Origin of the sequence: Marinobacterium sp. xm-g-48 (assembly GCF_013282925.1) — a bacterium.
In the GTDB taxonomy this organism is placed as follows: domain Bacteria; phylum Pseudomonadota; class Gammaproteobacteria; order Pseudomonadales; family Balneatricaceae; genus Marinobacterium_E.
This window is the reverse complement of record NZ_WBYQ01000001.1, coordinates 546,503-572,201: the sequence shown is the minus strand read 5'-3', so window position 1 is coordinate 572,201 and position 25,699 is coordinate 546,503. Positions and strand designations below refer to the sequence as shown.

Below are 25,699 nucleotides of genomic sequence, written 5' to 3'. Positions count from 1 at the left end.
TAAGAATCTTACTCTTATGCTACAACAGTTACGTTGTCAGCTTGAGGACCTTTCTGGCCCTGAGTAACCTCGAAAGTTACCTGCTGGTTTTCAGCTAGTGTACGACGACCAGTACCGTTGATAGCACGGAAGTGAACGAATACGTCTGGACCGTTCTCCTGCTGAATGAAACCAAAACCTTTCTCGTCGTTAAACCATTTAACTGTACCAGTTAGCTGCTCTGACATTTCTTGCCTCTTAATCCTGTCCCATTTAGGAACTTTAGTGCATCCCCGAGGGGAGTTATCTACCAAGTCAATGACTTGGCCTGAGTGCGACCTGTGCCGCGAACTAAATTACAAGCCTATCTTGTAACCCAGTTATTTATTAGCAGGATGAAGTGACAAAACGATGACACAACACTCAAAACTAACAAAATTAGTGCTTAGTTCAGAGTGGAAAAGGAGCAGAAGATCAGATGCGAAGTTTTACTTTCGGTGTTCCAGCCAACCCTAGGGTTAAGCTCTAGTGCAACTTGTTTCTCTGGACGTTTCAAACGCCACAACGTAAACAACTGAGTTAAGTTTAATCCAGTTAGTGCCGAATACAACTATTTTTTATCAATGTTACGCTTTTTGCCGCTTTTTAACGCTAGATGACCCTTTTTTAGCCTTACCACGAGGTGGCAAGCCTGTATGCTGAGTCAATAATCTACCTTTTTTAACACTCTTACTTTGCTTATTAACGTTCTTACGGCGCGGACTCTTATATTGATCACCCTCTGAATTGTTTGAAGGAATCAAATGATTAGGGCCATCGCCTATCAAGTCAGCACGTCCCATCGACTTCAGAGCCTCACGTAACAGCGGCCAATTTTCAGGGTCGTGGTAGCGTAGGAATGCTTTGTGTAAACGACGCTGTTTTTCACCTTTGACCGTCTCAACCCGCTCTGAAGACTTTTTGTAGCTTTGACGTTTCAGAGGGTTACGACCGGTATGGTACATGGCGGTAGCGGTCGCCATCGGTGAAGGGTAAAACGCCTGCACCTGATCCGCTTTAAAGTCATTGCGCTTTAACCAGACAGCGAGATTCATCATATCTTCGTCAGTGGTACCGGGGTGCGCAGCGATGAAGTAAGGAATCAGATACTGATCCTTCCCTGCCTCTTTAGAGAAGCGTTCAAACATCTTCTTAAACGCATCGTAAGTACCAATGCCCGGCTTCATCATATGATCGAGCGGACCTCGTTCAGTATGTTCAGGCGCGATCTTTAGATAACCACCAACATGATGGGTCACCAGCTCTTTCACGTATTCAGGGTCTTCCACAGCCAAATCGTAGCGAAGACCTGACGCAATCATCACCTTCTTCACCCCTTTTGTTTTGCGTGCTTTGCGATAAAGCTCCGTCAATGAGGAGTGATCAGTATTTAAGTTGTGGCATATCTCCGGGTAGACACAAGAGAGCTTACGACAGGACTTTTCGATCTCCGGTGACTTACAGGCAATTCGATACATATTGGCCGTTGGCCCGCCTAAATCTGAGATAACCCCTGTAAAGCCTGGGACTTTATCTCTGATCTCTTCAATCTCATTTAAAATCGATTCGTGAGAGCGATTCTGAATAATGCGCCCTTCGTGTTCTGTAATGGAGCAGAAAGTACAACCGCCAAAACAGCCGCGCATGATGTTCACCGAAAACCGAATCATCTTGTAGGCAGGGATCTCTTGCCCTTTATAGATCGGGTGTGGAACACGTGCGTAGTTAAGCCCGAAAACGAAATCCATCTCTTCAGTGGTCAATGGAATCGGAGGTGGATTCAACCACACCTCTTGATCACCATGCTGTTGGACTAACGCGCGAGCATTACCGGGATTTGTCTCTAAGTGGAGTACTCTGCTCGCATGAGCGTAGAGAACAGGATCTTTAGAGACTTTTTCAAATGGGGGAATGCGAATGACTGTTTTACTGCGATCAAGGTGCACCTTAGGTTCAATATGCAGAACCTGAACTTCATCAGCCTCAGGCTCCTCTTTGGAACCCTTTTCCAACGCACACTGTTCAAGGTCTCGGGTGTTAACATAGGGGTTGATCATTCGATCAATTTTGCCCGGTCTATCGATACGAGTGGAGTCTATCTCCATCCAGCCCTCGGGCGTATCCGTGCGAATAAAAGCGGTGCCTCGGACATCGGTCAAGTCGCCAACCGATTCGCCGGCTGACATTCGCTGAGCCACTTCAACAATGGCACGTTCAGCATTACCGTAGAGCAATATATCCGCCCTGGAGTCGAGCAGTATTGAGCGACGAACTTTGTCTTGCCAGTAGTCATAATGAGCAATACGACGCAGTGACGCTTCGATACCTCCCAATACAATGGGAACCTCTTTATAAGCTTCTCGACAGCGCTGGCTGTAGACAATGCTGGCACGATCAGGTCGGCTACCGGCTTTACCACCCGGCGTATAGGCATCATCAGAACGAATTTTACGATCGGCCGTATAACGGTTGATCATAGAATCCATGTTACCCGCCGCAACACCAAAGAATAAGCGAGGCTTACCCAATACTTTAAAGGCCTCAGCACTCTGCCAATCTGGCTGAGCAATAATACCTACCTTGAAACCCTGCGACTCCAGCAGACGGCCAATGATGGCCATACCAAACGATGGATGATCAACATAGGCATCACCGGTCACGATAATGATGTCACACTGGTCCCAACCCAACTTCTTCATCTCAGCTTTAGACAGCGGCAAAAACGGTGCGTGCGGAGCATCGTTACGCTGAGCAATCGAGGTGATTGTTGGAGTGGCTTGCATGATCAATCCAGAGATCTAATGAGTATGGTGAAATTATACGTGAGAGCAGTTAGAAGATCTGCTCAGAATCGATAAAAGTTATCGCGGGTATTGATAGCGATTTAGCCAGCGCTCAATAAACCGGAACGCCAAAATAAATAGCGCAGCGATAGCAAGATACAACATACCTGCCGCAAAAAAGATCTCCAGCGGGGTATAAGTACGAGCAATAATGGTTCTCGCCATACCCGTAAGATCCAACAGAGTAATGGTTGAGGCGAGCGCACTACCCTTCAACATCAGAATTAACTCATTCCCGTAAGCAGGAAGCACAATACCGAAAGCACGAGGCAGGACGATACGTCGTATCTGAACCAGTTTCGACATACCAAAAGCCTCTGCAGCTTCAATCTCCCCCTTTGGAATAGACTGGATTGCACCACGAACAAGCTCAGCACTGTACGCTGCAGTGTTCAGCGTTAACGCTATCAGTGCACACCAGAAGGGTTCACTGAAAATTTCCCAAAGGGATGTATTTCGAATGAGATCAAACTGAGCTGAGCCATAGTAGATCAAAAATATTTGGACCAATAACGGCGTGCCACGGAAGAAATAGATGTATGCCCAAGGAAGCGCAGAAACTAAGCGATTTTTAGAGGCACGCATCAGCGCAAGAGGCACTGCAATCGCTAGCCCCGTTAAGGCTGAATAGAGAACCAATTCTAGTGTTAACCAAACGCCATCAAAGAGGCGTGGAAAATATTCCCAGATCACATCCCATGACCAGTTCATGCTGCAACCCTCTTCTCAGCAGGATTTGATGCGCGCTCAAGATAAGTAGTTATCAAAGTAGATATTGCCGTGAGACCAAGATAGATCAGTGCGGCTGCCATGTAGAAAGTGAACGGCTCTTTTGTAGACCCCGTCGCAACGTAGGCCTGTCGCATAATGTCGTTCAAACCAACAACAGAGACGAGTGCGGTATCTTTTAGAAGGACTTGGAAAAGGTTGCCAAGACCTGGCAGCGCAAGACGCCAAACCTGGGGCAGAATAATTCGATAGAAGGTCGTCAGGCGAGGCAAGCCCAAAGCATAGGCTGACTCCCACTGGCCCTTCGGGAGCGCTTGAATAGCCGCTCGAAAAACTTCAGTAGCGTAGGCACCAAATGCAATAGAGAGCGCCGTGACACCCGCTGCAAAAGCACTCACCTCTATGTAATCTGTATAACCAAAACGCTCTGCGATAGCCATCAACAGCATCGAGCCACCAAAGTAGATGGTGAGCACTAAAAGCAGTTCCGGTATTCCACGAATCAGCGTTGTGTATCCGGTTGCTAACCAGCGAAGTGGCGCAATCGAGGATAGTTTCGCAGAGGCACCAGCAAGCCCAATAATAAGGCCAAAAAATAGGCTAGCGAGCGCAAGCTGAATAGTTATCCAGGCACCCTCCCAAAGAAGGTGACCGAAGCCGTGAAGATCAAACATAGAGTAAGATATTGGCTGCGCCATTTAGGCACAGCCTGTCCCGATTAGTAGATCGAGAATGGGAAGTACTTAGCGTTGATTTTCGCGTAAGTACCGTTATCAACAATCGCTTGAAGTGCTTTGTTGAACTTCTCTTTTAGAGCATCGTTTTTACGAATTGCGATACCGATCTTATCGTCGATGTCGATATCCTGGCCTTTGAACTCAAAGCCTTTGCCGTCATCAGTTCGTAGCCAGTCGTATGCTGGGAACTTATCTGACAGCATGCCATCAAGACGGCCGGCAGCAAGGTCTAAGTATGCGTTATCTTGAGTATCGTACAGTTTTACGCTCGCGCTTCCTGACATGTTGTCTTCAAGGTACTGGCCAGCGATAGTCGCACGCTGCGCACCAAGCGTTTTACCCTTCATGTCACCCATAGACTGACCTTTAGGACCCACGTAAGCGAGAACGTTTGAGTAGTATGGGTTAGTGAAGTCGACAACTTTTAGACGCTCTTCTGTGATCGACATTGATGCGATGATTGCATCGTACTTACGGCTCATAAGACCAGGAATAATACCGTCCCAATCCTGTGCCACTAGCGTACAGTCTGCTTTCATTTCAGCACAAAGTGCATTAGCGATATCTACGTCAAAGCCCTGAAGCTGACCTTTGTCATCGACCATATTGAAAGGCGCGTATGCACCTTCAGTAGCGATACGGATTTTATCGCCTGCGAAAGCTGAAGAGGCTGCAACAGCACTCAAAGTAAGACCAACGACGAGGTTTTTTAATTTCATTATTTTCTCCTATTAGGATCTACTGTCCTATTGATGACTCGACATAAAGGCCTTCACCCTTGCAGATGAAGGATTTTCGAATAGTTTCTCTGGTGTTCCCTGCTCTTCGATATGTCCTTCATGAAGAAAGACAACCTGGCTCGAAACATCACGTGCGAAGCGCATTTCATGGGTTACTATCAGCATAGTGCGTCCCTGTGAGGCCAGATCCCGCATGACCGCCAGCACTTCATTGACCAACTCAGGATCAAGCGCTGAAGTTGGCTCATCGAACAATAACAGCTGTGGATCCATCGCTAAAGCACGTGCTATCGCAATACGCTGCTGCTGGCCACCTGAAAGATGACTAGGATAGGCATCGATCTTATCTACGAGACCGACCTGCTCTAGGATCAGTTTTGCCTGCCCCACCGCCTCATCTTTAGACTGTTTTAAAACTTGAATGGGAGCTTCTGTAATATTCTCTAACACAGTACGGTGCGGCCAGAGATTAAAGTTCTGGAATACAAAACCGATACGCGAACGCATATTTTCAAGCTGCTTTCGACTTTTAGCCTGCAACTCGCCACTCTTAGATGGCACCAACTCAAGTTTCTCATCCCCAAGATAGATCTCACCCTTGCTTGGATTTTCAAGCAGGTTAATACAGCGCAGTAGCGTACTCTTACCCGAGCCACTCGAACCGAGAATAGAGATCACATCGCCATCTTTCGCCTCCAGTGAGACCCCTTTGATAACGTTCAGGGATCCGTAGGATTTATGAATATCGATCATGCGAAGCGCAGTAGCGGGTTGTGAATCTTGAGACATTAAAACTTAACCAAACAGTCATGTAATCAAGGGACTTTAGCGAGAATAGTGACACACGGCAAGCCTTCTATATTCCACAAACAAAAAAGCCGCGATAAACGCGGCCCTTAATGTGAGTTTTCGTTTAGCCTTTCGCTTTAACGATTATGTCGTGCCATTTAGCTGGACCAGATGTATGAACAGACTCACCATTCACATCTACAGCCACAGTCACCGGCATATCTTTGACTTCAAACTCATAGATCGCTTCCATGCCCATCTCTGGGAAGGCTAGCACTTTTGAGTCAGTGATCGCTTTAGATACAAGGTACGCTGCACCACCTACAGCCATTAAGTAAACAGCTTGGTTATCTTTGATCGCATCAATAGCGATTGGACCACGTTCTGATTTACCAATCATCCCCAATAGGCCCGTTGACTCTAGAATCTGACGTGTGAACTTATCCATACGTGTTGACGTTGTTGGGCCAGCAGGGCCTACAACCTCATCACGGACAGGGTCGACAGGACCCACGTAGTAGATGAATCGCCCTTTCAGATCAACTGGTAACTCTTCACCGTTATTGAGCATCTCAACCATGCGCTTATGGGCAGCATCACGACCGGTTAACATCTTACCGTTAAGCAGAATAGTTTCACCAACCTTCCACTCTTTAACCGACTCAGGTGTGATCTCATCAAGATTGACGCGGCGTGTATTAGCACCGACTTCAAAGGTCACTTCTGGCCACTGATCCAAGCTTGGTGGTGTGAGAACGGCTGGACCATCACCTTTCAAAGTGAAGTGTGTATGACGCGTCGCAGCACAGTTAGGGATCATACAGATTGGCAAAGATGCCGCGTGCGTTGGGTAGTCCATGATCTTAACGTCTAGAATCGTTGTCAGACCACCAAGACCCTGTGCACCAATACCTAGCTCATTGACCGCATCCATGATCTCTAAACGAAGCTCTTCGACACGGTTCTGCGGGCCACGCTCACGTAGCTCATGAATATCAATTGGGTCCATCAAAGACTCTTTGGCCATGACTGCTGCCTTCTCGGCAGTACCACCAATACCAATACCCAACATACCTGGTGGACACCAACCAGCACCCATAGTCGGTACCGTTTTAACCACCCAATCCACGATGCTGTCAGATGGGTTCAACATCACCATCTTCGATTTATTCTCTGAACCACCACCTTTAGCAGCCACATGAACTTCTACCTCATCGCCCTCTACAATTTCGTAGTGGATAACAGCAGGAGTATTGTCTTTGGTGTTCTGACGTTTTCCAGCAGGGTCGGCAAGAATCGAGGCGCGTAGAACGTTATCAGGGTGCATGTAGGCACGACGAACACCTTCATTGACCATATCGGTGACGCTCATTGAAGCATCCCACTGTACGTTCATACCCACTTTAAGGAATACGGTAACGATACCGGTGTCCTGACAGATAGGACGCTTACCTTCGGCACACATACGTGAGTTGATTAGGATCTGCGCCATCGCATCTTTAGCGGCTGGGTTCTCCTCTTTCAGGTAGGCTTCGTGCACACCTTCAATAAAGTCGATTGGGTGGTAGTAAGAGATGAACTGTAGCGCATCAGCAACGCTATCAATAAGGTCGTCTTGACGAATAACGCTCATTGGAAAACTCCATTTATAGTGATGATCAGGGGGCTCCACCCCTGCAGTGCTGCAAGATTATACATCATCCAATCGAGATGGGATGACCACACTTTGTCTAACGGCTAAGCAGAACCTGTAGAGACAAAAAAGCCGGCTCAGTCGCCGGCTATCATTTACGCCCTCTCTGGAGCGTTTGGAAGATCACGCATCAGTAGCGCGTATTCCATATCAGTATCAAAATCGAGTGGTAGTGTCACACGGTGTCCTGAACCTGGGGCAACATGGACTCGAGCACCTTTCTTGTCATACAGCTCATCAAGCTTGAAGCGACGATTACCCTGAGGGGTCATCAACTCAAGTGTGTCACCCACCTCAAATTTGTTCTTCACATCGATAACAAGCTTGCCAGAGTCCGCGTCACGCTCAACCACTTCACCGACAAATTGCTGATGCACACCCACAGAGTTACCCGTTTCATAGTTCTGGTATTCGTCGTGAACATGACGACGGTAGAAACCTTCGGTGTATCCTCGGTTTGCAAGATTCTCAAGGACATCCATTAGCCCCTTGTCGAATGGGCGACCAGCCGCTGCATCGTCAATGGTTTGACGGTAAGCTTGCGCGGTTCTGGCAACGTAGTAGTGCGACTTAGTGCGTCCCTCAATTTTCAGAGAGTCGACGCCCATCTCCGTCAAGCGATGCACGTGCTGAATGGCGCGCAGATCTTTTGAGTTCATGATGTAGGTACCGTGCTCATCTTCAAAGGCCGGCATATACTCTCCAGGGCGAGTCTCCTCCTGGAGCAGGTAGATCTGATCTGATGGCTTACCTTCACCTAGGGCAGGCTGCTTCTCTTCGCCTGGATCAAAGCTCTGAACGGGAACCACATCACCGGACTCATCTTCCTGAGCTTCATGAGCATCGTATTTCCAACGACAAGCATTTGTGCAAGTACCCTGGTTTGGATCTCGGTGGTTGATGTAACCCGATAGCAGACAGCGACCTGAGTAGGCGATACAGAGTGAGCCATGAACAAAGACCTCAAGCTCAATATCCGGACACTGTTGACGTATTTCAGCCACTTCATCTAGCGAGAGTTCACGTGACAGGATGATTCGCTCAATACCTGCTCGCTCCCAGAACTTCACTGCAGCCCAGTTCATAGTATTCGACTGAACAGAGAGGTGAATCGGAAGATCTGGATACTTATCTTTGACCATCATAATCAGGCCAGGGTCGGACATGATCATGGCATCAGGATTCATCGCTACAACAGGATCAATATCCTTCATGTAGGTACCCAACTTTGAATTGTGCGGCAGAATGTTACTGGCGACAAAAAACTTTTTACCCAGTTGATGCGCAATATTGATCCCCTCTTCAAGGTTCTGAAGAGTAAAGTCGTTGTTACGTACACGAAGGCTATAGCGCGGTTGACCGGCATAGACCGCATCAGCACCATAGGCAAAGGCATACTTCATATTTCGCAAGGTCCCTGCAGGGGACAATAGCTCGGGTTTTCGCATCATGTTCTCAAAATTGGTTAAACGGTTTAGCGTGTAAGTGGCACTTCGAAAAGCGGCTTATAGACACTGCCATGATCACCCTCAGTGCTCTGAAGAAGCACAATCGAGTCAGCCGGCAGGCTATGATCGATAGGCGGCAACTCTCTGTCGACAGCAAATCGATTGTCCGCTGGCAAGCGTGCCAAGGTGACGTGGGGCATAAAGTTCTGATCTTTACAAACAATGCCAACCTCTTCGGCTAACGCCACTAACTGCTCATGGAGCATCGTTAGCTGACTATTCTGCGCGGTCATCGCCGCGATCAGGGAGAGTCTCGGATTAACGGCGTAATAACTGACCTGATCTAGCTGAACGGTAAAACGACTACCAAAATCTATTTGAGTGGCACGTTTCTCGAGCTGTTCTATCTGTTCTAGGCTGACATCTCCTAAAAAGCAGAGCGTCAGGTGATAGCCAGATGAATCAAACCAGGTTGCGTCCAGCCCTAAATCAAACTGACACAACTCATCAGAAAGATTAGCGAGCTCTCGAGCCGTTCTATCAGGAATGCGTAAAGCAAAAAAGGTTCTTAGCTTCACGTCTTAACTCAGCTCCATTTCATGTGGCGCGTATTGTGCCCATTGGCAAGGATTTGGACAAGTATTGATCAGTTGCGAATAATTCAACTAACGAATAGCTCCTTCAAGCAGCAGCGTATTGAGCTGTTGTTTGATGTTCAATAGTTCGGCATTGACCGACTGGCGACTAGAATCAATGGAGCGGAGACGATCTTCAATGGTCGCTAAACGGCCATCAAGATCACTGGAATTGGAACCTGCCTTAACTTGTTCAAGCTGCTCTGAAAGCCTTGCTCTCTCGTCCCGTTCAATAGAGAGCTGAAACTCAAGGTCACTGTTGAGTTGAGCTACCCGTTCACTTAATTGAGCGATCTGCTTATCTTTACTGGCAACTAGGTCATTAAGTTTTGATAGTTGCTGGTCACGTTTTTTCAAACTGCTATCAAATTCTGATACTGATTTGGACAGTTTATTAACAGACCCTTCGCTCTTTTTAGCTTGTGCTTGAACTTGATCCACACCTGACTGAATGCTTTTTATCGATTCAGCCTGAGATTTAATCAGTTTAGCTTGTGCTTCAATCGTCTTGCCCTGCTTCTCCAACTGAGGCTTATTGCGCTGATACGAAACGGTCCAAAGCTTAGCGATCTCAGAGTCAAAATGCTTAATACGATCTTCAACACGACCATTAAGCTGCTCTAATCGAGAAGAGAGGGTTTCACCTGATTGTGACGCTGAAGTCGTTGTCTTCGTCAGCGTTGCATCGGTACTCTCAAGCCATAAGTTCATCTGTTCCAGAAGAACGGATTGTTGATCCATCTTTTGAGTCAGTTGGTAGTTCCATACAGCCATAGCCACAGCCACTAACAGTGCAATAACAGCAACACCCGTTGCTAAACCACTACTTTTAGAAGAGGGCTTAACGGCGGCATTAGTGGGGTTGTTAGGCACTTGAGGTTTTTGCTTTTCAGGTTCAAGAGTGGGCACTGGCTCGGCCAGTTGATCTAAATTGAATCCTGGTTCGCGACGTTCAGACATTGAAGAGGGTTCTTACTCAATTAGAAAGTGATACATTACCAGTTTTATCCCCCCCAAAAAAGAGTGCCCAGCAAAGCTGGGCACAGGTGGAGTACTGATAAGAGCGCGATTAAATCGCTAGGTACTCGTTACGAAGCGCTTCGTTATCAAGAACTTCTTGAGCGGTTCCGTCGAATACAACGTTACCGGTATCAAGGATCACTGCGCGATCAGCAAGCTTCAGTGCAGCAATTGCATTCTGCTCGACAATCACGGTAGTAATACCCAGCTCTTTGATCTCACGTAGAGTACGCTCAATCTCTTGAACGATAACCGGAGCCAGACCTTCATAAGGTTCATCAAGAAGAAGAACTTTGATGTCTCGACAGAGCGCGCGACCGATCGCAAGCATCTGCTGCTCACCACCTGACAGAGTGACGCCCTCTTGGTTACGACGCTCGCCCAGACGAGGGAATAGCTCGTAGATGCGTTCGATATTCCAACCTTTAGGAGGCGCAATTTGAGCCAGCTGCAGGTTCTCTTCTACCGTCAAACCAGGAATGATACAGCGATCTTCAGGAACCAGTGCAATACCCGCTTGTGACGCTTCATACGCTGTCATGTCGTGAATATTTTGGTGATCCAACCAGATCTCACCGCTTTTTAATACTGGGTCATCACAACGTGCGATGGTACGCAACGTTGATGTTTTACCGGCACCGTTACGGCCAAGTAGAGCAAGAATCTCACCCTCATGGATATTGAAACTCACACCCTGAACGATGTAAGACTCACCGTAGTAACCATGAATATCGTGGATAGAACAGTAGGTAACCGGTGTACCCAGGTTTTGAGTTCTAACGGCTTCAGTTGCGACTGTATTGGTCATACTTCCGCTCCTCCCAAGTATGCTTCACGAACTTTAGGGTTCACTTTAATTTCATCTGGAGAACCTTCAACGATCACGTGACCTGCCGCCATAACACTCACTTTATCAGCGAGTGAGAAGACTACATGCATATCGTGCTCGATGATGACCATGGTCATTCCATCCGCTTTGATCTTCTTCAACAGATCGATGGTGTTGTTGGTATCGGCACGTGCCATACCCGCGGTTGGTTCATCAAGAAGTAGTAGTTTTGGCTCTTGAGAGAGACACATTGCCAACTCAAGACGGCGCTTATCACCACGGCTCATGCTGCCTGCGTGAGCATCAGATTTACCCAGCATGTTCACATACTCAAGGTATTTTGCTGCTTTCTCTTGCAGATCAGCATCCTGATCAGAACGTTTCCAAGCATTAAGCTTGAATTCGCCATCACGGTGAGCCAACAGAGGGATCATCATGTTTTCCATAATCGTAAGATCGGCAAAGATCTCAGGAGTTTGGAACACGCGTGAAATACCCAACTGGTTAATCTTATGTGGCTTAAGGCCGATCATGCTGTTACCAGAGAACGAAATCGTGCCGTTATCTGGGATCAACTTACCGATAACTGCGTTAAGCAGTGTTGATTTACCGGCACCGTTCGGACCGATGACCGCATGAACGGTTTTCTCTTCAATTTTTAAGTTGACGTCATCCAGTGCTCTCAAGCCACCGAATGTTTTGTTTACGCCAGAGATTTCTAGTACTGACATATAAATATCCTGTTAGCTTGAGTTACTCTTCGCCCTGCTTCGAGAAGCGAGCTTTGATTCGACGGTAACCTTCCATGATGCCACCAGGCAGGAAGATAACGACCAGCATGAAGATTAGACCTAGCGTTAGGTGCCAACCTTTACCTACGAACAGAGACAGTACTGGAACAAGGCCAGAAACCAAGAAGTCTGGTAGGAAATCTAGAGCACTAGTCAGAACTGCACCATCGATAGCAGAGAAGATGTTCTCGAAGTACTTGATAGCTACCGCACCAAGGAACGGGCCAACCAATGTGCCGACACCACCAAGGATTGTCATAAGAACAACCTCACCTGATGCAGTCCACTGCATACGCTCCGCACCCGCTAGAGGGTCCATCGCTGCCATTAAGCTACCAGCAAGACCCGCATACATACCTGATATTACAAACGCTGCCAGTGCATATGGGCGAGTGTTCAAACCTGTGTATGACATACGGTTTTGGTTAGTTTTAAGGCCACGTAGCATCGAACCGAAAGGTGAACGAGTGATACGTAGAGCGACATAAAAACCAACAATCAAGAATGCTGCACAGATGTAGAAGCCTGCTAGGCCACCAAAGTCTGTCATCTCAATGCCGAATAGGTTGGTACGAGGTACCGCACCTTCAGCTAGAGGCGCATCCCAAGCACGTGGGTCAGCCGCTTCAACCTGCAGACCTGTCTCACCCATGGTGATAGGTGTGAGTACAGAGTAAGCAAGGTTGTAACTCATCTGAGCTAAAGCCAGTGTCAGGATCGAGAAGTAGATACCTGTACGACGAAGACAGATGAAACCAATAACTAGGGCGAAGATACCTGACACCACAACACCGGCAACCATCGCTGGAAGGATGTTCAGTGTAAACAGCTTGAAGATCCAAACCGTTGTGTAAGACCCCACACCGATAAACGCTGCGTGACCAAACGACAGGTAACCTGTCTGACCGAATAGAATGTTAAAGCCAATTGCGAACAGACCGAAGATAGCGAAACGCTGCATTAAGTCTGGGTAGGCTGCACCGAATGGCTGAAGCCAAAGTGGCATTAGCAGGACGGCTGCTGCAAAGCCCAGCAGCATCATCATGTCTGATTTAGGTGTAAATTTATCAATATGCATCTTAGTCCTCCATTACACCCTTGCGACCCATTAGACCACGTGGACGAACGAGCAGTACGATCATTGCAACTAGGTAGATAATTACCTGGTCGATACCTGGGATGATTTGTTTGATTTCGTTCATCGATGCGAACGATTGGAGGATACCGAGTAGGAAACCTGCCGCTACCGCACCCGGTAGTGAACCCATACCACCCACTACTACAACCACGAATGACAGAACTAGGAAGTCCATACCCATGTGGTAGTTAGGAGAGAGTATTGGTGTGTACATCAAACCTGCCAAACCTGCGACGACCGCAGCTAGACCGAAGACGATACTGAAACGTTTGGTGATGTTGATACCCAACAACTGAACCGTTTGACGATCCGCCATACCGGCACGAACCACCATACCAAAGGTTGTAAACTGCAAGAAGGCAAACACTGCAGCGATGACAATCGCAGCAAAGCCTAAATAAACAAGACGCCATTTCGGGTAGACGATATTGTCACCTAAGCCCAAGAGTGCGCCGATGTTCGCTGTACCCTCAAACATTTCTGGTGCTGGCTGTGGAATCGGGTTTGCACCGTAGATAGCTTTGATGATCTCTTGAATAACGATCGCAAGACCGAAAGTTACAAGGATCTGATCAGCATGTGCGCGACGGTAGAAGTGGCGAATTAGACCACGCTCCATCACCAAGCCAATCACAAGCATGATAGGTATAGCGATTAAAATCGATATTGGAACAGACCAGTCGATAATGGCTCTACCCGTATCACCGAGCCAGAGCTCTAGGTATGGGATCTCTTTGAATGCTTCAAAGAAAGTAACCGACTCATCTTTAACTTTTGTTGAAATAGTAAGTACTTCGCGAACTGAAACTGCGACGAAAGCACCCAACATGAAAAGAGCACCGTGAGCAAAGTTCACGACACCTAAGGTACCGAAAATCAACGTTAGACCTAGGGCAATCAGTGCATAAGCACCACCCTTATCTAGACCGTTCAAGATCTGGAGGATTATTGCATCCACAGCTATGAATCTCCAAAAAAGCTAATAAAAAACGAAGGGGTCCCTTGGACCCCTTCGCGTGCCAAGGTGTAATTAAAATTACACTTGGATTAAGACCACTGAGCGCCGCCGGCGAATGGGCCTTCGTTTGGATCGTAAGTAAGCTTCTCACGTGAAACCACATCCAATACTTCAAGACGGTCGAAGTCAGATGTTGGGTTCATGTTACCGCGTACCACTAGGCCATTCTTCATTACCTGGTGGTCCGCTTTACGGTATAGAGAAGCACCGTTACCCATGCCATCGAACTCGTGATCTTCAAGAGCAGCGATAACTGCTTGTGGATCGAAAGTACCAGCACGCTCAACAGCATCTGCGTAAAGCATAGTCTGTACGTAACAAGTGTGAGCAGCCTGTGATGGTGGGAAACCGTATTCCTGACCGAACGACTTAACAAATGCTTTAGAACCTTCGTCAGTTAGCTTCCAGTTCCAGTTTGTAGAACCTAGGATGCCCTTCATGTTGTCGCCCGCACCTTTCGCCATTAGACGAGAGAATAGAGGAACGATGATCTGGAAGTCCTTACCGTTAACTTGCTTATCTTTCAGGCCGAACTGAATCGCCTGAGTCAAAGAGTTAACCATGTCACCGCCGTAGTGGTTAAGGATAAGAGTATCTGCACCAGAGTTTAGGATTGGTGTGATGTACTGAGAGAAGTCACCTGCACCTACTGGTGTTTTAACGTTAGCAACTGTGTTCCAGTTTGCTTCAGCAGCCATACCCTTCTCGATAGAGTCCTGCTGAGACCAGCCCCAAGTATAGTCAGCTGTTAGGTGGTAAACCTGACGATCTGTACCGTACTCGTTTTTAAGTACTGGACGCAGCGCTAGTGCTGATTGGTGACAGTTGAACATGTGGCGGAAACCGTGACGACGACGGTCTTTACCAGTTGTATCGTTTGAGTGTGTTAGACCTGCCATGAAGATGGTACCCATCTCTTCAGCTAGAGCCTGAACTGCGATAGCCACACCTGATGATGAACCACCAGAGAACATGATAACGCCATCTTTCTCGATCATACGTTTAGCCGATGCACGTGCTGCGTCAGACTTAGTCTGAGTATCACCAGTTACGTACTCAACTTTCATACCAAGAATACCGTTACCTTTAAGGTTCATTGGTTTCATGGTTTGCATCATGCCGCCATCGCCTTCGCCGTTAAGGTGTTTAACAGCAAGTTTGAATGCGCGTAGTTCGTCTGCACCCTCATCTGCGTAAGCGCCTGATTGAGGTACGTTAAAACCTAGGACACACTTACCAGAAGCCTTAGGGTCGTTACGGAACGAACCTGCAGCAGAAGCAGTTGGGATGTAGAAGCTTGGTACTGCGATAGCCGCTGCAGAAGCTGCAGTGCCTTTAAGTACCGTACGGCGTGAAACGCCTTGAGTCTTATCAGTCATTACTTTGTAACTCCGTTGTTGGGTTTGTTTTTATTACAATCGGAAACTGCAAACTACTAGAGTCAACACTGAGTGACTACCCTACTAAAGGTTGATTTAGACCAATGTACTAGGAAAACTCTTTCAAGATATGAAATCTCATACCAACCTATAACCAAAGTAAAAATATTAAAGTAAATACAAAAACTTAGCGGTATAAAGAACCTCTTCAACTACTGAATTATAGACATAAAAAAACCCCGAGCGGCTGACCGCTCGGGGCTTCACTTTTGGGGGGGATGATTACATCATGCCGCCCATACCACCCATGCCACCCATATCAGGTGCACCCATAGCTGGCTTATCTTCTGGGATCTCAGCAACCATCGCTTCAGTCGTAATCATTAGACCCGCAATTGACGCTGCCGCCTGAAGTGACGAACGAGTTACCTTAACAGGGTCGATGATACCCATCTCAAGCATATCGCCGTAGACTTCTGTACCCGCGTTGTAACCGTAGTTACCTTTACCGTTACGAACTTCGTTGACAACCACTGATGGCTCACCACCTGCGTTTGCTACGATTTGACGAAGTGGTGCTTCCATTGCACGTAGTGCTAGCTGAATACCGATCGTCTGATCATGGTTGTCACCCTCTAGGCTCTCGACAGCCTGAAGTGAGCGAATCAGAGCAACACCACCGCCAGGAACGATACCCTCTTCAACGGCTGCACGAGTTGCGTGAAGTGCATCGTCTACACGAGCTTTCTTCTCTTTCATCTCAACTTCAGTCGCAGCACCCACTTTGATCACTGCAACACCGCCTGCTAGCTTAGCAACACGCTCTTGCATCTTCTCTTTGTCGTATTCAGATGTAGTATCTTCCATCTGTACACGGATCGCTTGAACACGAGCGTCGATGTTTGCTTTAGCGCCAGCACCGTCAACAATGGTAGTATTCTCTTTGCTAATCTCTACGCGCTTAGCTTGACCAAGCTGCTCAAGTTCAACTGCATCTAGGCTCAGACCCACCTCTTCAGAGATCACCTGACCACCAGTAAGAATAGCGATATCTTCTAGCATTGCTTTACGACGATCACCAAAACCAGGCGCTTTAACAGCACACACTTTCACGATGCCGCGCATAGTATTCACTACAAGAGTCGCTAGCGCTTCACCTTCAACGTCTTCCGCTACGATAAGCAGTGGACGTGATGATTTAGCAACACCTTCAAGTGCTGGAAGCAGCTCACGGATGTTAGAGATCTTCTTATCAACTAGAAGAATGAATGGATCTTCTAGTTCAGCAACCATAGAGTCTTGGTTAGTTACGAAGTAAGGAGATAGGTAACCGCGATCGAACTGCATACCTTCAACAACGTCTAGTTCGTTTTCGAAACCAGAACCTTCTTCAACAGTGATGACACCATCTTGGCTTACACGCTCCATCGCTTCTGCAATGATGTTACCCACTTCAGCGTCAGAGTTTGCAGAGATAGTACCAACCTGAGCAATCGCTTTAGAATCAGCACATGGCACAGCCATTTCAGCAAGCTGAGCAACTACAGCAGCAGCCGCTTTATCGATACCACGCTTAAGATCCATTGGGTTCATTCCCGCTGCAACAGACTTAAGACCTTCATTAACAATCGCTTGAGCTAGAACAGTTGCAGTCGTAGTACCGTCACCAGCAACGTCGTTAGCTTTAGAGGCTACTTCTTTAACCATCTGTGCGCCCATGTTTTCGAACTTATCTTTAAGTTCGATCTCTTTAGCGACTGAGACACCATCTTTAGTCACTGTTGGTGCACCAAATGATTTTTCTAGTACAACGTTACGACCTTTAGGGCCTAGAGTTGTTTTAACCGCATTTGCTAGAACGTTTACGCCAGCAAGCATGCCCTGACGAGCATCATTTCCAAAGAGTACTTCTTTAGCAGACATTTCTTAGAATCCTTTAAATTTATTCAATTCTTTACCAGTAAAACGAATTAGGCTTCTAGTACGCCGTAAATTTCGCTCTCTTGCATGATCAGCAGCTCTTCACCATCTACTTTGATAGTGTTAGTGCCCGCGTACTGACCAAAGATCACTTTGTCACCGACTTTGACAGACAGCTCAACAACCTGGCCATCATTAGTGACACGACCAGCGCCTACTGCGACAACCTCACCTTGGTTTGGTTTCTCTGCAGCTGCACCTGGCAATACGATACCGCCAGCCGAAGTAGCTTCTTCTTCGCTACGACGAACTACTACACGGTCATGAAGTGGACGAATTTTCATCTGGTTCTTCTCCTGAATCTAGGATCCAATACGATGTTGGTTTTTTGTTTAAAGCCAGTGAACCAATAATTCACCGACAATTCTTAGGTGAAATATTTAATTGGGGAGGGGGGAAAAGATTTCAACACCCAAGCTGAAAAAAATTTAAATTTCCAACTTAGGTCTTAGCAGGCCACAAGCAGAAAGTGCAGGACTTATTAATGGACAACCCGGTGTAAATTAGTGCAACCGTTTGTCGTCGTTATTACTTGTTGGGTCATTCACCTCAACAAAATCACCATCAATGATGTCACTTCTATTTTGAGAGAAGGGTTCTTGGGAGTTCTGGGTCGATGAGTAAAAGTGTGCTTGCCCACCACTCTTGGTAAACGCATCACTTATGCGTTGTCCGAAAAGATTAAAAAACAGGCCACGAGTGAATGGCAACAGGCAGGAGAAACCAATTACATCGGTCACAAACCCAGGGGTAACCAAAAGGGCTCCGCCTATCGCTATCAGTATCCCATCTCTCATTTCTGATAGCGGAATCTCACCGCTCTCGATACGACTGCGAGCTTTTAACAGAGTCGTCACACCCTGATAACGCAACATATTTACCCCGATAAAAGCTGACAGCAGAACCAGGCCCACGGTATACCAGCCACCAATCGCCTGACCGACCTTTATAAGGATGGTGATTTCAATAACGGGGATTACGACAAAGATAATAAAGAGTATTGGCATGCTGTTCTCGCTCTGTTTTAACCAAGGCTATCAAGGCTTAAAAGAAATCTAAAGAGAACAACAGGTGGTTTAACTTAAATTTACATTCAGGCAACTTTTTACATATAGACTACAACCGAGCTACAGCAGGACTACAACCGGGCTTTTGCAGCGCAATATCACTTTTGTGCAGTGATCTTTTACCTATGTCTAATACCTTAAATGGTGGGTATAACCAACTTGAATAAACAATAAATTCAATTACTTAAATGCACAAAAACGGAATTCACTAGCCTCTCAACTAACTATTTATTTCAATTTTTAAAAAACTCCACAAAAGCTATGGATTTTGCACTGCAGAAGGCTTAGTTTGTGCAGTGCACTAGCTGCAACGCAAAATAAAAACAGGCAGCAATCAGCCTTAAGCGCTGAAAATATTAGATTGTTGGTAGGAGTCCGGAAATGGATCTAAAAGATAAAGTAGTAGTGATCACTGGTGGTGGTCGTGGTCTTGGCCGTGCAATGGCACTTGAGCTAGCAAACAAAGGTGCACGTCTTGCACTGGTAGACCTTAACCAAGATGACCTTGATGAGACTCTCAATCAAGTAAAAGCTGCTGGCAGCGATGGCCGCACTTACGTATGCAATGTCTCTAAAGAGGCTGAAGTTGAAGCTCTATTCGAATCGGTGGTTGCCGACATGGGTGGCTTAAACGGTCTTGTTAACAATGCTGGCATCACACGTGACGGTCTATTCATCAAAGTAAAAGATGGCGAAATCGTCTCGAAAATGAGCATGGATCAGTGGAACCTAGTAATGGATGTAAACCTTACTGGTACTTTCCTTTGTGCCCGTGAAGCTGCGGCACAAATGATCAAAAACAAGCAAGAAGGCTGCATTATCAACATCTCTTCTATCTCTCGCAGTGGTAACATGGGTCAGACCAACTACACCGCGACTAAAGCAGGTGTAGAAGCGATGGCCGTTACTTGGGCGAAAGAGCTTGCTCGCTACGGTATCCGTGCAGCATCGATTGCACCAGGCTACATCGGTACTGAGATGGTTATGGCGATGAAAGAGGAAGCACGCGAGAAAATCGCTGCGGGTATCCCGGCTAAACGTCTAGGTAAACCTGAAGAGATCGCCCACACTGTCTCTTTCATCCTTGAAAACGACTATGTATCAGGTCGTTGTTTCGAGGTTGATGGTGGTCTTCGAATCTAATTCGAATCGCTCTTTAAAAAAGCTGGCTTCTGCCGGCTTTTTTATTGCTTCATTTACCGTTCATACACGAATTGATAGCATCAACTTTAAGTTTTAAGGATGCTATAAAAAATGTTAACAAACTGGATCGATACCCTTCGAGTTTATAAAGATAAGCGCCTACTTTGGGTCTTCTTGATGGGGTGTAGCTCCGGCTTCCCCTGGGTTCTAATCGGCTCCAACATGAGCGGTTGGCTCAAAGATGAGGGCCTATCTCGAACCGCCATCGGTTTCTTCGGTTCGATCTTTGCCGTCTATGCATTTAACTTTTTATGGGCCCCTTTGGTCGATCGTGTTCGCCTGCCGGTTTTAAGCCGTTTAGGACAACGCCGCTCTTGGATATTTTTATGTCAGGGCATCATGCTGTTTATGATTCTGCTGATCACTCAGGCAGACCCAAGCAGTGCCTATTCCGCGATGGGAGAACCAACCACAGAGTCTGGCAAAGTGCCGGGTATGCTCTACATCTCACTGATCGCATTGATGATCGCCATTGCATCTGCCACCCAAGACATTGCAGTTGACGCTTTCCGTATCGACCAGTTTGATATCAATGAAACCACGAAGATGCCGCCCGCTTCAGCTATGGCCGTTGTCGGCTGGTGGACTGGCTACTCGCTTCCAGGCTACCTAGCCTTCGTTAATGCCGACTCAATGGGCTGGAATGGTGTCTACGGTGTTATGGCAGTGATCATGGGCCTATTAATGGTATTTACTCTGTTAGTGGGTGAGCCAGTCGATCGCCGCTCCAACCTTCAGAGCAAACTGGAAGAGAACTACCAAAACCGCTTTGGTTTAGGTCGCTTCGCCAGCTGGTTCGCAGTTACGGTCATTGAACCCTTTGCCGATTTTATTCGCCGAAACGGTCTGTCGGTAGCCATCACACTAATCGCCTTTATCTTTATGTTTAAGATTGGCGAGGCTTTCTTGGGCCGGATGTCAGTGGTCTTCTATAAAGAGGTTGGCTTTACAAACGAGCAGATTGGTGAATACACCAAGATGCTAGGCTGGATCGCGACGGTAGTGTTCACACTCATCGGCAGTGCCATCAACGTTCGCTTTGGTGTGCTTAAAGGGCTTATGATTGGTGGTATCGCAATGGGTGCATCTAACTTAATGTTCGCACTGATAGCAGAAGTTGGGCCAGTAGAGTGGCTGTTTGCAGCAACTATTATCGTCGATAACTTTACTACCGCCTTCTCAACAGTTGCCTTTGTAGCCTTCCTAACAGCACTGACAGGACGAGCGTTCAGTGCCACTCAATACGCCCTACTCGCGTCGTTGGGTAACCTCGGTCGTACAACGCTGGCGAGCTTCAGTGGCACCATGGTAGATGGCCTTGATGGTAACTGGTCACTGTTCTTTATCATCACCTTCTTGATGGTCATTCCATCACTGGTCATGCTGTGGATGCTGCGCGACAAACTGGAGGTAGCTCAAGCTAAGACTCTAGAACAGAATCAACGTGAGCAAAGCTGATCACGACTCTTAAGAAACAAAAAAGCGACCTCTTTTCAGACGTCGCTTTTTTATTGAGCGTAACCTCTAGTCGCGGAAGTTTTTGTACTGTAAAGGCAGTTCAAAATCTGACTCACGCAGCAGCGCCATGACCGCTTGAAGGTCATCACGTTTCTTACCGGTGACACGCAGTTGTTCGCCTTGCACTTGAGTCTGAACTTTTAGCTTTGAGTCCTTGATCAATTTACCTAGCTTCTTGTTCGCCGCCTGATCTAGACCTTGCTTAAGAACAATCGTCTGGCGAGCCTGTTTACCATTCTGCTCAGCTTTTTGAATGTCCATGCAGTTTGGATCGATCTTGCGATTAACCAACTTAGCTCGAAGCACATCGATCATCTGCTTTAACTGGAAGTCCGCTTCAGCTACCGCTTTAACCGATTCACCGTCTAGCTCAAAACTGGCATCCACGCCCTTAAAGTCAAAACGTGTTGAGATCTCACGATTCGCTTGATCGACCGCATTAGCCACTTCATGAGAATCTACTTCAGAAACAATATCGAACGATGGCATCGCCCTCTCCTCTCTTAAAACGAATGAATGGTCGATATAATACCTTTTTTCATTAGGAGTGGTACGTGTGACTTGGCATATTATTGGTGCAGGTGCGATTGGCAGCCTTTGGGCTGATCGATTACATCGACAAGGCGAAGCGATAACATTAGTACTCCGTTCTTCTGAACAGGTCGACGCATTCATTCACAATGGACAATCACTTCGTGTTGAGAGCCCCAATAAAGAGACGAGGGTTGTTAGGTGTGCAGCAACCGTAGCAGAAAATCTTTCTGACACCATTACACATCTACTAATCACTACTAAAGCGTTTGATGCACTTAATGCCATGAACGCGGTTCAAAATCAGTTAGCGAGTGATGCCACCATCGTCGTTATGATCAATGGCTACGGCGTACAACAGACGATTCAAGAGACCTTTACAGATCACAACATTTTATTTGCCAGTACGACCGATGGTGCATTTAATCGGGCACCTTTCCATACGGTTCATGCGGCAGATGGCACTACGCTAATCGGAAGCCTTAATAAAAAGGTAGATAGTAAAGTATCACCGCTTTTTGGAGCCGACTGGATCGATAATATCGATACCATCTTATGGCGAAAAGTCGCGATAAACTGCTGTATAAATCCTGTCACTGCCATACATCAATGCACTAATGGCGAAATATTTTCGACTGACGAGCGGGCAACAGTGACAACCAACCTGGCAGAGGAAATTGAGCGGCTTGAGATCAAGATAGGGGTTGATCGTCACACACCACTGATTGAAGAAGTTAAAAGCGTTTCCGAATTAACCTATAGAAACCGATCATCCATGTTGCAGGATGTCACAAAGGGTCGACGCACTGAAGTTGAGCATATTAACGGGGCCATTGTGGATCTCGCTAAAAAGTACGCAGTCGAAGTTCCCTGTAACAAAAAGATGCTTAATACCATCCAAAGCCTAACGCTTGCTGAACGTTAACAGAGTGAATGCCATTCAACATCGCTTGAATCGATTCAAGTTGCCTAACCTAGTCGCGCTGATACAATGCGCGTCACTCATCGGAGTAGGTGCCCTTTAATGGGGTTAAACGGGAAGTTCAGTGAAAAACTGACGCTGCCCCCGCAACGGTAAGGACGGTTATTTCAACATCATGCCACTGGCGACAGCTGGGAAGGCGTTGAGATAGAGACCTCCAAGCCCGGATACCGGCCCACTCTCAATTCCATCCAACCATGCGCGGTGGGCGCATCGAGAGAGATCATGAAATTATTTACGACCCTTTTACTGGCAGCGTCGACAGCTTCCTCTTTTGCTATTGCTGAATCAATTGACCCATTAAAAGTTACAGTGACCGCAAAAAGAATAACTTCTTCTATTGCGACCACACCTCAAGCGATATCTATTTTAACCAGTGAGGAACTTGAAAGCGGACAATTCTCCTCTTTGAGTGAAGCACTAGAATCAATGGCTGGAGTGTATATCCAGCGATTTGGTGGGAATGGTTCGCAAGCTAAAGTTTATTTGCGTGGAACATCATCAAACCACAGCATTGTTCTTATGGATGGCAGAAGACTTACATCGACAAATGATGGCCGTGCCGAACTAGAAAATATACCTCTAGATTCAATTGAACGAATCGAAGTAGTGCGTGGTGGGTTGTCGAGCAAATACGGTGCGGATGCAATTGGCGGTGTCATCCAGATATTCACTAAAGATTTTGGTGCAGAAACTAACAGCAACAAAGTAAGCATAACTGCGGGCTCTCAAAATACTTTAAAAGAAAAAATCGAGCTCAAACGTGGCGATGACAGTTTTGAAAGCAAAATTGTTATAGCCCATGAAAAAAGCGATGGTTTCGACACTCACACTTCTATAATCCGTGGCGATAACGATGATGATGGTTACAAAAAACAGAATGTTGATGTTTACCTTTCTAAATCATTAAGCAATACAACAACGGTCAATTTAGATACTGGTTTTTGGAAGGGCACAAACCAGTATGACTACATTGATTTTGATAACCCAACTTGGAACATCAAATACAATAATGAAACTGAATACACAACTAAATATTTAAGCCTTGGGTTCAAACACACAACGAGCCAATTCTCTGTTGATTCAAAGTTAAGCAGAACGGAAAACGAGCGGTTAAATAAACCTGCTGATACTCGCAAGACTATAATTGATACCAATGAGTGGAACACCTCCGTAAATTATAGCCTCTCTGATACAACCAACCTTCATGGAGGGATTGATTTAAGAAGAGAGTATGGAAGTAGCACCTACGGTAGTGGAGATTACATAACCAAAGGTTTCTATTTGGGTGCTGAGCACACGATTGATGACTTGGTTATTGAAGGTACCGTTCGCCATGAAAATCACGACCAATGGGGAACCAATAACACTTGGTCGACGGGATTTAATTATAATTTAAATGAAATGGCATCTATTTTCGGCTCAATGAAAACAGCCTTTTCCGCACCAACCTTCTCAGACTTAGATCCAGTTTACGGTAATACGGACCTTAAACCAGAAGAGGTTAAATCAACTGAAGTTGGGGTTAGAAATCTAATTAACAGCTCCTTCACTTCTGAAATCGTATTTTTTAAAAATGACTTTAAAAACCTTATTCAATACTCTTCTGGTGGCATGAAAAACGTAGCCAAAGCGACCAGCGAAGGCACAGAGATTTCACTAAAACAGAGATGGGCATCGGCTGATTTATCTGCATCTTACTCATTCACACAAACTAAAGATGCAAACGGCAACCAACTGGATGAGCGTCCAATGGATAATTTCGTTTTATCCTACAACCAAGATATAGCGAGTGATTTCAGTATTAATTCATCACTAAATTGGATAAATCGATTAAAAACATACGGTAGCAACGGTCATTTGCCAGCCTCGACAACAATCAATTTAGGCTTGATAAAAAACTATACAGATTCAATGAAAGTCTCTTTAAAAGTGGATAATGTTTTAGATGAAGATTATCAGGTTGCTTATGATTACAATGGCCGCGGCAGATACTTTGAAGCAACGTTAACTTACAGCTTTTAATGGTAAAAATATGGCTAATCGACTTACCAAAATCTATACACGTACTGGCGATAAAGGAACTACCCGACTCGCCACTGGTGCAGAAGTGCATAAGACACATCCGCGTGTTGAAGCGATGGGTACTGTTGATGAGTTAAATAGTCTGATTGGTGTGATCGATTCACACCTTTCAGAAGCTGATGATCTATCGCCAACCTTTCGCAGAATTCAAAACGATCTGTTCGATCTTGGTGGTGAGATTGCCATTGCTGATGACAGCTATGTGGTTATTTCACCCGAGATGGTTAATTGGCTTGAAGAGGTGTTGGATCACTACAACGACACCCTCCCAACACTAGAGAATTTCATTCTTCCAGGCGGAACACCTGAAGCGGCTCACACTCATCTCGCCCGAGCGGTCTGCCGGCGAGCTGAACGCGGCTTGGTGGAGCTAGCACAGGAGAGTAGCGTCAATCCGCAAGCCATAGCCTATATAAACCGCCTGTCGGATCTGCTGTTTGTACTAGGCAGAGTCCTAGCTCGACGCGATGGACAAGAAGAGATACTCTGGCAACAACGTTCACCTAAAAATTAATCTATCGAGAAC

General features: G+C 46.4%; 24 protein-coding genes and 1 riboswitch. Of the genes, 5 read left to right on the top strand and 19 right to left on the bottom strand.

Annotated features, from left to right (window positions below; genetic code table 11):
* Positions 1-14: 14 nt before the first annotated feature.
* From XMG48_RS02930 to XMG48_RS02845, 18 genes are all read right to left on the bottom strand, one after another.
* Positions 15-227, bottom strand: a complete 213-nt coding sequence (locus XMG48_RS02930; RefSeq protein WP_173480555.1) for a cold-shock protein — start codon at positions 225-227, stop codon at positions 15-17.
* A 378-nt stretch (positions 228-605) separates the two neighbouring features.
* Complete coding sequence (locus XMG48_RS02925; RefSeq protein ID WP_173480554.1) at positions 606-2,801, bottom strand: YgiQ family radical SAM protein; 2,196 nt, start codon at positions 2,799-2,801, stop codon at positions 606-608.
* Positions 2,802-2,879: 78 nt separating this feature from the next.
* The gene (locus XMG48_RS02920) at positions 2,880-3,572 is read right to left on the bottom strand and encodes an ABC transporter permease (protein WP_173480553.1); all 693 of its coding nucleotides are present in this window, start codon (positions 3,570-3,572) and stop codon (positions 2,880-2,882) included.
* A complete protein-coding gene (locus XMG48_RS02915) occupies positions 3,569-4,288 on the bottom strand; it encodes an ABC transporter permease (RefSeq protein ID WP_254442789.1) in 720 nt (239 codons plus the stop codon). Before XMG48_RS02915 ends, XMG48_RS02920 begins: the two co-directional genes overlap by 4 nt.
* A gap of 20 nt (positions 4,289-4,308) precedes the next feature.
* The gene (locus XMG48_RS02910; RefSeq protein ID WP_169450310.1) at positions 4,309-5,046 is read right to left on the bottom strand and encodes an ABC transporter substrate-binding protein; all 738 of its coding nucleotides are present in this window, start codon (positions 5,044-5,046) and stop codon (positions 4,309-4,311) included.
* A 27-nt stretch (positions 5,047-5,073) separates the two neighbouring features.
* Entirely contained in the window at positions 5,074-5,856 is a 783-nt protein-coding gene (locus tag XMG48_RS02905; RefSeq protein ID WP_173480552.1) for an ABC transporter ATP-binding protein, read from the bottom strand.
* 124 nt (positions 5,857-5,980) lie between these two features.
* Entirely contained in the window at positions 5,981-7,489 is a 1,509-nt protein-coding gene (locus tag XMG48_RS02900) for a fumarate hydratase (RefSeq protein ID WP_173480551.1), read from the bottom strand.
* A 155-nt stretch (positions 7,490-7,644) separates the two neighbouring features.
* Positions 7,645-8,997: a tRNA 5-hydroxyuridine modification protein YegQ gene (gene yegQ, locus XMG48_RS02895; RefSeq protein WP_173480758.1), complete on the bottom strand. Its 1,353-nt coding sequence runs from the start codon at positions 8,995-8,997 to the stop codon at positions 7,645-7,647.
* A gap of 26 nt (positions 8,998-9,023) precedes the next feature.
* A complete protein-coding gene (thpR, locus tag XMG48_RS02890) occupies positions 9,024-9,575 on the bottom strand; it encodes an RNA 2',3'-cyclic phosphodiesterase (RefSeq protein ID WP_173480550.1) in 552 nt (183 codons plus the stop codon).
* Between the two features lie 87 nt (positions 9,576-9,662).
* Positions 9,663-10,592 carry a hypothetical protein gene (locus XMG48_RS02885; RefSeq protein WP_173480549.1) on the bottom strand — a complete coding sequence of 310 codons (930 nt, stop codon included), beginning with the start codon at positions 10,590-10,592 and terminating at the stop codon, positions 9,663-9,665.
* A 109-nt stretch (positions 10,593-10,701) separates the two neighbouring features.
* Complete coding sequence (locus XMG48_RS02880; RefSeq protein ID WP_173480548.1) at positions 10,702-11,460, bottom strand: ABC transporter ATP-binding protein; 759 nt, start codon at positions 11,458-11,460, stop codon at positions 10,702-10,704.
* The gene (locus XMG48_RS02875) at positions 11,457-12,212 is read right to left on the bottom strand and encodes an ABC transporter ATP-binding protein (protein ID WP_173480547.1); all 756 of its coding nucleotides are present in this window, start codon (positions 12,210-12,212) and stop codon (positions 11,457-11,459) included. Before XMG48_RS02875 ends, XMG48_RS02880 begins: the two co-directional genes overlap by 4 nt.
* Positions 12,213-12,234: 22 nt before the next feature.
* Positions 12,235-13,350 carry a branched-chain amino acid ABC transporter permease gene (locus XMG48_RS02870; protein WP_173480546.1) on the bottom strand — a complete coding sequence of 372 codons (1,116 nt, stop codon included), beginning with the start codon at positions 13,348-13,350 and terminating at the stop codon, positions 12,235-12,237.
* Between the two features lies 1 nt (position 13,351).
* The gene (locus tag XMG48_RS02865; RefSeq protein WP_173480545.1) at positions 13,352-14,368 is read right to left on the bottom strand and encodes a branched-chain amino acid ABC transporter permease; all 1,017 of its coding nucleotides are present in this window, start codon (positions 14,366-14,368) and stop codon (positions 13,352-13,354) included.
* Positions 14,369-14,457: 89 nt separating this feature from the next.
* Positions 14,458-15,807 carry a substrate-binding protein gene (locus XMG48_RS02860; protein WP_173480544.1) on the bottom strand — a complete coding sequence of 450 codons (1,350 nt, stop codon included), beginning with the start codon at positions 15,805-15,807 and terminating at the stop codon, positions 14,458-14,460.
* 282 nt (positions 15,808-16,089) lie between these two features.
* A complete protein-coding gene (gene groL / locus XMG48_RS02855; protein ID WP_173480543.1) occupies positions 16,090-17,730 on the bottom strand; it encodes a chaperonin GroEL in 1,641 nt (546 codons plus the stop codon).
* Between the two features lie 47 nt (positions 17,731-17,777).
* Positions 17,778-18,071, bottom strand: coding sequence for a co-chaperone GroES (locus XMG48_RS02850; protein ID WP_173480542.1), 294 nt, complete (start codon positions 18,069-18,071; stop codon positions 17,778-17,780).
* A 219-nt stretch (positions 18,072-18,290) separates the two neighbouring features.
* On the bottom strand, positions 18,291-18,794 hold the full coding sequence (locus XMG48_RS02845; protein WP_173480541.1) for an FxsA family protein: 504 nt from the start codon (positions 18,792-18,794) through the stop codon (positions 18,291-18,293).
* A gap of 441 nt (positions 18,795-19,235) precedes the next feature.
* Here XMG48_RS02845 and XMG48_RS02840 point away from each other — a divergent pair, with 441 nt between their 5' ends.
* A complete protein-coding gene (locus XMG48_RS02840) occupies positions 19,236-19,997 on the top strand; it encodes an SDR family oxidoreductase (RefSeq protein WP_173480540.1) in 762 nt (253 codons plus the stop codon).
* Positions 19,998-20,108: 111 nt separating this feature from the next.
* Complete coding sequence (locus XMG48_RS02835; protein ID WP_173480539.1) at positions 20,109-21,515, top strand: MFS transporter; 1,407 nt, start codon at positions 20,109-20,111, stop codon at positions 21,513-21,515.
* 66 nt (positions 21,516-21,581) lie between these two features.
* Here XMG48_RS02835 and XMG48_RS02830 read toward each other — a convergent pair whose 3' ends face one another.
* Positions 21,582-22,064, bottom strand: coding sequence for a YajQ family cyclic di-GMP-binding protein (locus XMG48_RS02830; protein ID WP_173480538.1), 483 nt, complete (start codon positions 22,062-22,064; stop codon positions 21,582-21,584).
* Between the two features lie 67 nt (positions 22,065-22,131).
* Here XMG48_RS02830 and XMG48_RS02825 point away from each other — a divergent pair, with 67 nt between their 5' ends.
* From XMG48_RS02825 to XMG48_RS02815, 3 genes are all read left to right on the top strand, one after another.
* A complete protein-coding gene (locus tag XMG48_RS02825; protein WP_173480537.1) occupies positions 22,132-23,031 on the top strand; it encodes a ketopantoate reductase family protein in 900 nt (299 codons plus the stop codon).
* A gap of 70 nt (positions 23,032-23,101) precedes the next feature.
* Positions 23,102-23,282: riboswitch (cobalamin riboswitch) on the top strand.
* 31 nt (positions 23,283-23,313) lie between these two features.
* The gene (locus XMG48_RS02820; protein ID WP_173480536.1) at positions 23,314-25,113 is read left to right on the top strand and encodes a TonB-dependent siderophore receptor; all 1,800 of its coding nucleotides are present in this window, start codon (positions 23,314-23,316) and stop codon (positions 25,111-25,113) included.
* Between the two features lie 10 nt (positions 25,114-25,123).
* Positions 25,124-25,687 (top strand): cob(I)yrinic acid a,c-diamide adenosyltransferase, encoded by a 564-nt coding sequence (locus tag XMG48_RS02815; protein ID WP_173480535.1) that lies wholly within the window; start codon positions 25,124-25,126, stop codon positions 25,685-25,687.
* The last annotated feature ends 12 nt before the right edge of the window (positions 25,688-25,699 follow it).

Bases quoted from the DNA above. Each gene is read 5' to 3' on its own strand.
- groL (WP_173480543.1), bottom strand. From the start codon at position 17,730: ATGTCTGCTAAAGAAGTACTCTTTGGAAATGATGCTCGTCAGGGCATG.
- yegQ (WP_173480758.1), bottom strand. From the start codon at position 8,997: ATGCGAAAACCCGAGCTATTGTCCCCTGCAGGGACCTTGCGAAATATG.
- XMG48_RS02830 (WP_173480538.1), bottom strand. From the start codon at position 22,064: ATGCCATCGTTCGATATTGTTTCTGAAGTAGATTCTCATGAAGTGGCT.
- XMG48_RS02915 (WP_254442789.1), bottom strand. From the start codon at position 4,288: ATGGCGCAGCCAATATCTTACTCTATGTTTGATCTTCACGGCTTCGGT.
- XMG48_RS02875 (WP_173480547.1), bottom strand. From the start codon at position 12,212: ATGTCAGTACTAGAAATCTCTGGCGTAAACAAAACATTCGGTGGCTTG.
- XMG48_RS02925 (WP_173480554.1), bottom strand. From the start codon at position 2,801: ATGCAAGCCACTCCAACAATCACCTCGATTGCTCAGCGTAACGATGCT.
- XMG48_RS02880 (WP_173480548.1), bottom strand. From the start codon at position 11,460: ATGACCAATACAGTCGCAACTGAAGCCGTTAGAACTCAAAACCTGGGT.
- XMG48_RS02870 (WP_173480546.1), bottom strand. From the start codon at position 13,350: ATGCATATTGATAAATTTACACCTAAATCAGACATGATGATGCTGCTG.
- XMG48_RS02920 (WP_173480553.1), bottom strand. From the start codon at position 3,572: ATGAACTGGTCATGGGATGTGATCTGGGAATATTTTCCACGCCTCTTT.
- XMG48_RS02840 (WP_173480540.1), top strand. From the start codon at position 19,236: ATGGATCTAAAAGATAAAGTAGTAGTGATCACTGGTGGTGGTCGTGGT.
- XMG48_RS02905 (WP_173480552.1), bottom strand. From the start codon at position 5,856: ATGTCTCAAGATTCACAACCCGCTACTGCGCTTCGCATGATCGATATT.
- XMG48_RS02835 (WP_173480539.1), top strand. From the start codon at position 20,109: ATGTTAACAAACTGGATCGATACCCTTCGAGTTTATAAAGATAAGCGC.
- XMG48_RS02860 (WP_173480544.1), bottom strand. From the start codon at position 15,807: ATGACTGATAAGACTCAAGGCGTTTCACGCCGTACGGTACTTAAAGGC.
- XMG48_RS02885 (WP_173480549.1), bottom strand. From the start codon at position 10,592: ATGTCTGAACGTCGCGAACCAGGATTCAATTTAGATCAACTGGCCGAG.
- XMG48_RS02900 (WP_173480551.1), bottom strand. From the start codon at position 7,489: ATGAGCGTTATTCGTCAAGACGACCTTATTGATAGCGTTGCTGATGCG.
- XMG48_RS02930 (WP_173480555.1), bottom strand. From the start codon at position 227: ATGTCAGAGCAGCTAACTGGTACAGTTAAATGGTTTAACGACGAGAAA.
- XMG48_RS02910 (WP_169450310.1), bottom strand. From the start codon at position 5,046: ATGAAATTAAAAAACCTCGTCGTTGGTCTTACTTTGAGTGCTGTTGCA.
- XMG48_RS02815 (WP_173480535.1), top strand. From the start codon at position 25,124: ATGGCTAATCGACTTACCAAAATCTATACACGTACTGGCGATAAAGGA.
- XMG48_RS02850 (WP_173480542.1), bottom strand. From the start codon at position 18,071: ATGAAAATTCGTCCACTTCATGACCGTGTAGTAGTTCGTCGTAGCGAA.
- XMG48_RS02820 (WP_173480536.1), top strand. From the start codon at position 23,314: ATGAAATTATTTACGACCCTTTTACTGGCAGCGTCGACAGCTTCCTCT.
- XMG48_RS02845 (WP_173480541.1), bottom strand. From the start codon at position 18,794: ATGCCAATACTCTTTATTATCTTTGTCGTAATCCCCGTTATTGAAATC.